This window comes from Halomonas sp. 3A7M (assembly GCF_014897875.1).
Taxonomy (GTDB): domain Bacteria; phylum Pseudomonadota; class Gammaproteobacteria; order Pseudomonadales; family Halomonadaceae; genus Vreelandella.
The window spans coordinates 1-6,985 of the sequence record NZ_JABUZD010000102.1; the positions used below are offsets into that span (position 1 = coordinate 1).

7 protein-coding genes and 2 pseudogenes are annotated in these 6,985 nt (G+C 56.1%); 5 read left to right on the forward strand and 4 right to left on the reverse strand.

The window, feature by feature from the left end; all coding sequences use genetic code 11:
- Positions 1–33 precede the first annotated feature (33 nt).
- Positions 34–420 (reverse strand): TraK family protein, encoded by a 387-nt coding sequence (locus tag INT19_RS08960; RefSeq protein ID WP_192539748.1) that lies wholly within the window; start codon positions 418–420, stop codon positions 34–36.
- A 395-nt stretch (positions 421–815) separates the two neighbouring features.
- Here INT19_RS08960 and INT19_RS08965 point away from each other — a divergent pair, with 395 nt between their 5' ends.
- The 5 genes and pseudogenes from INT19_RS08965 to INT19_RS19750 all read left to right on the forward strand — a co-directional run bounded on the left by INT19_RS08965 (position 816) and on the right by INT19_RS19750 (position 4,139).
- Positions 816–1,091 (forward strand): plasmid mobilization protein, encoded by a 276-nt coding sequence (locus INT19_RS08965; RefSeq protein WP_225736347.1) that lies wholly within the window; start codon positions 816–818, stop codon positions 1,089–1,091.
- A 73-nt stretch (positions 1,092–1,164) separates the two neighbouring features.
- A pseudogene (locus INT19_RS19440) lies at positions 1,165–1,335 on the forward strand (IS30 family transposase); the annotation flags it as partial.
- A 34-nt stretch (positions 1,336–1,369) separates the two neighbouring features.
- Positions 1,370–1,945, forward strand: a pseudogene (locus INT19_RS08970) (ISNCY family transposase); the annotation flags it as partial.
- A gap of 254 nt (positions 1,946–2,199) precedes the next feature.
- Positions 2,200–3,201, forward strand: coding sequence for an IS30 family transposase (locus INT19_RS08975; protein WP_193054202.1), 1,002 nt, complete (start codon positions 2,200–2,202; stop codon positions 3,199–3,201).
- A 344-nt stretch (positions 3,202–3,545) separates the two neighbouring features.
- Positions 3,546–4,139 carry a GntR family transcriptional regulator gene (locus INT19_RS19750; RefSeq protein ID WP_192539744.1) on the forward strand — a complete coding sequence of 198 codons (594 nt, stop codon included), beginning with the start codon at positions 3,546–3,548 and terminating at the stop codon, positions 4,137–4,139.
- Between the two features lie 310 nt (positions 4,140–4,449).
- On the opposite strand, the gene INT19_RS08985 is transcribed toward INT19_RS19750, so the two are convergent.
- The 3 genes from INT19_RS08985 to INT19_RS08995 form a co-directional block, all read right to left on the reverse strand.
- Positions 4,450–5,454: an LLM class flavin-dependent oxidoreductase gene (locus tag INT19_RS08985; RefSeq protein ID WP_192539743.1), complete on the reverse strand. Its 1,005-nt coding sequence runs from the start codon at positions 5,452–5,454 to the stop codon at positions 4,450–4,452.
- A gap of 4 nt (positions 5,455–5,458) precedes the next feature.
- Positions 5,459–6,754, reverse strand: a complete 1,296-nt coding sequence (locus INT19_RS08990; RefSeq protein WP_192539742.1) for an NtaA/DmoA family FMN-dependent monooxygenase — start codon at positions 6,752–6,754, stop codon at positions 5,459–5,461.
- The coding region (locus INT19_RS08995; RefSeq protein WP_193060502.1) for an iron chelate uptake ABC transporter family permease subunit at positions 6,751–6,985 on the reverse strand (235 nt) is incomplete at its 5' end. The genes INT19_RS08990 and INT19_RS08995, both read right to left, overlap by 4 nt.

Genomic DNA, 6,985 nt, shown 5'->3' on the forward strand with positions numbered 1-6,985 from the left:
CATCCTCGCACTAAAAGTACGAGGTTTTCCGCGCTAACTGATAAGGTCGTCGCGGTTATTTCCGCTGTTTGGGTTGTGCTCGAATCCGGGGCGTTTTGAGCCGGGTTTAGCTGCTGGGGCAGGCTTGCCCCCTGCTTGTCCTCCTGCGGCCCCTGTAGCGGCCGGGGAGGGGCTTTGCGGGGTGATTTGCCCTGCGCCTTTCCTTTGGTGTCCATCGTCTTTTGCTCCCGTGATGTACCGGACGACGTAACGGTTGAACTGGGAGTAGCTGATACCTAGTTCATCCTCGCCGCCGCAGTCGTCATAGACCGTGCGCTGTTCGTTACCGGCCTCGATCAGCGTCTTGAACTGATCGAGGCGAGCCAGAAACGCGACACGTCCCGCGCCCCGGCGGGGCTTGCTGCTAGGCGTGTCTGCCATGCCTGTTTCCTCCTATTGACCGCCGCGACTCAATCGCGGACGGCCCATCATACACGCTAATGCGATTCTGCGCGAATCAGTGCGATTGAGTGCGACTGTACGCGATTCTATGCGATTGAGCAAGCCATTTAATGCGATTGTACGCGATGATATGCGATTCTATGCGATTCGTCGGCTTTTCCGGCCTTTGGGCCGGTTCTGGGTGGATCGTTTAGCTACTGTCGCATACAATTGCATAGAACTAGACGGCAAGATATGTGTTGTACGGGTACGGGCAAGCCCGTCCCCATCCAACACCGCCCCTTATTCGCCTTCGGCTCAACGGTATCTTGCTCTGCGAGGCCCACAGCCGCTGCCGCGTCTAAGAGCGAAAAGCAACAACAGGAGCGCAGGCAATGCCAGAGAACACCAAAGAAAAGGCCCAGCCTCGGCGGCGCGGTAAGCCGATAGAGGTGTGGGTGACAGACGACGAGAAAGCGACCATCACAGAGCGCGCCGAAGAAGCGGGCATGTCCCGTTCGGGCTACCTGCGCGCCCTTGGGTTGAACACCCCAATAAGGTCGGTCGTTGACCTGGCCGCCGTTGCGGACTTGGCCAAGGTCAACGGCGACCTTGGGCGGGTCGCTGGGCTGCTGAAACTTTGGCTCGCAGAGAAACGCGGCCAAGCTTGAGTAAGTCCGCAATCGCCTCATCGTTGCTGTGTGCCGCTTAGGGTGTCATTTCGCCCCCAGCCGGAACCGACCCCGCACAAGACGTTGGCTCCCCCGAGACCTTGATCCACTTACCCTCAGTGATCGAGACCTCGCATTCATCTGTCATCGCCTCAACAATACACCGCGCAAATGTTTAGGGTACAAAACACCTGCAGAAGTCTTTCGGCAGAAACTCTTCGCAAACAGACATCGTTTTGCGTAAACTCAAACCGAAAAGTCGCGCTTCAGCCTGACCTCACACGCCGGAATATATTGCAGACTTCAATGCTCGTTTTGGCAAGGAGCCGCGCAATCCTAAGGATATGCATCGACCGCTGGCCGCGCATGAGAACATCGATGGTGCGATGTGCCGGAAGGAAGTACGGACACTGTCGCAAACACTGACACTGCGTTACGACAAGGTGCTGTTCATCCTGGAGCCGACGGAGTTTGCAAAGCGGCTGGCTCGACAAAAGGTGATTGTCTGCGACTATCCGGATGGCCGTCTGGAGATCATGTATGGTACGGACACCCTGCCCTACAGAACATTCGACAAGCTTCGTTCTGTTCATCGCTCGCCTGTTGTCGAGAACAAGCGACTGGATGACATGCTTTCGATTGTGGCCGAGATGCAGGCAGGCCGGGAACTGCAACGCAGCCAGAGCGGTCCCCGTCGCACAGGTCAGACGAACCATTTGTTTGGCGTGCCTGATGGCAGTGTCGGGAACGGGTATCAGAAGCGCGAGCGCAAATCGCGCACCGCTTACATGAACGATCCTGACGTTATTGCGCGCCGGGAAAAAGCGTTGGCTCGGTTGGCTGCGACGGAGTGAAATGGCCAGATCAATGACATTTGGCACTCTCAGAGCTAAAGCCGAAGGGCACCTATCGACCCGCCCCCATTCCTCGCTTGCAACTCTGACCAGCCTCTCGGAATGGGGGCTGAACGTCAGCACCTGTCGCATCTCTATCTTGCTGGAGATAGCGTATCCCTAACTTGCCAAAACACATTATATAACCGGGGTACATTCTATTTTAAACTGCAACATGCCAATGAATTCATGTGGTTAGCCATGGAGGAAATTGGATGTCGAATTGCTACTCACAGATCACATTGGCGGAACGTCGCCGGTTATTTGAGCTGAAACAGCTTAAACTCCCTCTCGGCGATATTGCGCGGCTGATGGGCCGTCATCGCTCGACGATCTATCGCGAGATCAAGCGCAACAGCTTTTGGGATGCCGAGATTCCAGACTATAATGGCTATCATAGTGTTTTTGCCGACAACATCAGCAAAGACCGCAGAACGCGGTTGCGCAAGCTCAGACGTTACCCAGAGCTGCGCAAGTTCGTCATTGAACAATTGGAAGCACACTGGTCACCAGAGCAGATCTGCGGCCGACTGATTAGCCATGGTCTGAGCGCGATACGTCTATGCGCAGAAACGATCTATCGCTTCATTTACTCAAAGGAAGAATATGGGTTAAAGCTGTATGAGCATCTGGCCGAGATGCGCACAAAGCGCTGCCCACGCGGCACCAGAAGATCGCGCAGCTCCCGCATTCCAGAAGCGTTTCGCATTCATCAACGTCCTGATTTTATTGGCAATCGTCTGCAATTCGGCAATTGGGAGGGTGATTTGATCATCTTTGATCGTGACCTCGGAGAAGCCAATGTCATGACACTTGTTGAACGCAAAAGTCGTTACTTCGTCATCATTAAAAACAGCAGTCGGCACTCAAAGCCTATCATGAACAAAATCATTCAGGCCTTTGCAGCGCTGCCTTATCATGCACGCCGCAGTTTTACCTTTGATCGTGGTTCCGAGTTTATGGGTTATAGGGCTTTGGAGGATGGAATGGGGGCAAGAAGCTGGTTTTGTGATCCAAATTCACCCTGGCAAAAATGCACTATTGAGAACATCAACAAGCGCATCCGACGGTATTTACCCAGCAATACGGATCTGGCGCAGGTCAGCCAGGCTCAGTTAACCGCCCTCGCCCATAAGCTCAATGCGACCCCGCGCAAGTGTCTTGGATTTAAGACACCCGCAGAGGTGTTTGCTAAACTTTTGCAGGAAGCAGCTTAATCAGATACCCTCACCGCCGGCATAATGCAGTTGGGGTAACTTTTCCACCTCAAGGAAATCCCCGAGCCGTAGGGCGGAGAGATCTCAAGGTTCCACGATGTCAAATTCGAAGCCTTCATCCTGCTGCAGGAGACAGACCGGAAAATAGGCTCGCTGATCAAAACGATATAAAAAGTCTCTTCAATGGGTTTGCCAAACTGACTCAGACCTGTGCTATGTTTGATTTAGCGTTAACATGTCATGCTGTGTGTATGGAATAATCGGCTACTGCGCACAAGGTTTGAATGGGGCGGCAGGTATTTTTTGCCGACGTGCATGTTTGGCGATCCGCAGGAGAAGCGTGAGTGAGTGATAAGACCGCGACAGTCCAGTCAAGACATCGGGCATATGAGAGTTTCATCAAACTCTTGCTGGCGGGCGATTTTCATCCCGGCCAGTTCGTTTCGCAACGGCAACTTGTCAGTATAACAGGGCTTCCGCTCGGCGCGATACGGGAGCTTATTCCTCGCTTGGAGGTGGAGGGCCTTATCAAGACGGTGCCACAACGCGGTTTACAGATCGCGCATGTCGACCTCAATCTCATTCGTGAGGCATTTCAATTTCGTCTTTTCATTGAGCGGGAAGTTGTCGCTGTTTTCTGTCAGGAGGCGTCAGCGGAAATCTTGCTGTCCCTGCGCAGGGAACATATCGACTGGAACCTGCACGATACGATCATCGGTTCGCTGAACAACGAAATCATTTGGCGTAAATATCAGACCAACAATATCAAGATGCGTCTCATCAATCAGGAGCGTTTTCGCATCGCTGGCCGCGTCATTCCTGTCATGGAAGAGCATCTGAAAGTGCTGGAAGCCATTGAAACGCGCACTCCGCAATTGGCAATGGATGCGATAACGGTCCACATCAACAATGCGCGCTCACTGGCGCTGAAGATTTAACGAGACCGGCAAATTTGGAAACGGAAAAGGGCCATGCTTCAAGCGCAGCCGCCGTCGCTGCATGATCGCCCTCGTGTCTCACATATACGAAGCAAGGGGCGTGTATTTCGGTCGTAAACGGAAAGACTGGGAAAAGTGGAACCCGTTTTCCCGAAAAGAAAAACGAAAACAAAAGAACCCAGAGTCTGTCTGGGTCATAATGAACCAGACAGACTCTGGAAGAGCTGCGTGTCGGAGTGTAATTTCGCAAGATTATGTACACCCATCGGCCAGGGGATCAGGCGGAGGGTACCGGGACCGGATCGTGCACCTATTCCATGTATAAATTTTTCAGACCGAGCCTCTCACGCAAGGTGGATGGGCCTGTCTTTTCCGGTAACATACCGGCCTGCCGCAAAAGCGGCATGACCTCGTCTATAAAACCGTTCAGGCATGTTCCGGCAAGGCTGAAGCCGTCAATGATTCCAGCACCATGCCACTGGGTGATCCTCTCGGTCACAGCTTCCGCGGTGCAGGTGTTGGTAGAACCTAGAACGGGCATGATCCGCACGTCTGCGCGATCCCTTGCATGGCTTTTCAGGCGGAGGCTCATCTCGTCCGCGAATTTTGCGGTCGCTTCGAGGTCCATCGCCTCGGCAATCACGACATCGGCAAAGCGCGCCGCCATATCCATGTCATCCTCCGTCACCACGCTGTGAAACAAGACCGGCCTGCCCTGCGGCGGGCGCGGAACGTCCAGCGGCCCCTTGACCGAAAAATAGTGTCCACGATGGTCGATGGGGCCGTTCCCCTCTCCGTTGACTTTCACTCGCCCGTCAGAACGTATGACGATGGCATCCGGGGACCAGCTATCCCATAACTGGTGGACCACTTCGAGAAATTCCGCATCCCGTGCGGCAACGGCCTCGACAGGCGGACGGCTCAAATCGCCATATTGCTCCTGTTGCTGATCTGCCGACGGCGTGATGTGCCAGCCAGCCCTGCCCCGGCTGATATGATCGATGGTCGCAAGCCGCCGCGCAACGTTATAGGGCTGGCTGGTGCGCGGGGAGACGGCGGCGGCAAGACCGATGCGATCGGTTGCAGCCGCCAGCGCCGCAAAAGCCGTAAACGGCTCGTATGGAAGGAATGCACATCCTTCCCGCACCAGGCCCGCATTGTTCGCATCCCTGAAGACGAGCGCGTCGATCCCGCCCGATTCGGCGCGTTTCGCCAGTGTCAGGAGAGTTTGGAGAGCGCCGGGACGCGCGGAAACGCCATCCACCGCGGCGAGACTTTCCGGCCCGAGAATATAATTGAAATGAAGCTGTTTCATATTTTCAATGTCCCTTTGCAGCGAAGCGCCGGTTGTCGGGGCGCGCCAGACCGAAATGGTCGCGCAGCGTCGTTCCCGCATAGCGGGTGCGATAGAAACCGCGCCGTTGCAGGATGGGGACCACTTCTTCGACAAACAGGATATTCGCCTCAAGAGAAGGCCACATCAGCGTGAAGCCGTCGCAGGCAAAGCCCGTAAACCATTCGCTGATGAGGTCGGCCGTCTCAAGCGGCGTTCCAGCGAAAGCCAGATGCGCGCCCTGTTGCAGCACCTGACGCGGGGTCAGGCGATGCTTGCGGATCATGTCGAGATAAAGATCCGATCTTCCACGCATTCCGTTGGTGAATCCCTGCTCGGGCAGCAGATCGAGAGGGATCGGCTCGTCGGGCGGCAATTGCGAAAGGTCGATGCCGACCATTTCCTTCATGCGCGCGCCCGCATTTTCACCCGCGCCCTGTCGCGCCGCCAGAAGGGCTTCGGCCTCCGTGCGGGTTTTCGCAACGATCGGCATCAGGCCCGGCAGGATATTGAGTTGATCGGGCGTGCGTCCGAAAGCGGCCATGCGGCGGCGAATATCGGCATAAAATTCCTGTGCGATGGAAAGGACCGGCTGGGCGGTGAAGATGACTTCCGCCCAGCGTGCGCCGAAATCCCGTCCCGCCTGCGACGAACCCGCCTGCATGCGCACCGGGCTGCCCTGTATGGGGCGCGGTATGTCGAGCGGCCCCTGAACCTCGAACCATTTTCCACGATGATCGAGGGCCGGAACGTTCCCGGGTGAGGCGTGGAGCATGCCCTCAGGCGTACAGGAGAGCGCATCTTCATCGAGGCTGTCCCACAGCGCGGTTACGACCTCGATCACCTCATGGGCACGCTCGTATCGCGTATCGTGTTCGAGATGTTCGTCGCGGCTGTAATTGGCGGCGACCGTGCCGATGGCCGTCGTCACCATGTTCCAGCCCGCGCGGCCATTGCTGAGGCGGTCGAGGCCTGCGAACATGCGCGCGAGATTATAAGGCTCGTTATAGGTGGTCGAAACGGAGGCGATCAGCCCGATATGCCTGGTCACCGTGGAAAGTGCTGAAAGAAGGGCTATGGGTTCCAGCGAAAAGCCCGGACGGTAGGTGTAGAAATCGGCGATGAACATGGCGTCCATCAGCCCTTTCTCGGCCAGTTGCGCACGCTCCTCAAGCTGGCGCATATCGAAAAGACGGGACGGCATATCCCCCGCAATGCGCCATGCCAGATCGAGATGATCGATACAGGAATTGAAATGAAGCTGTCGGTTCGGATGGCTCATGTGCGCATACTCCGGCGGATAAGATAGATGAGATAAGGGGCGCCGATCAGCGCAATGACGGAGCCTGCGGGCAGTTCCCCCGGCGCAATGACGAGCCGGGCAGCAATATCGGCGAGCCCGAGAAGAAGCGCACCGACCAGCACCGAAACGGGCAAGACCGCGCGCAGGGAATGGCCGCATAAAAACCGCGCCAGATGCGGCGCCAGCAGGCCGACATAGCCGACAGGCCCG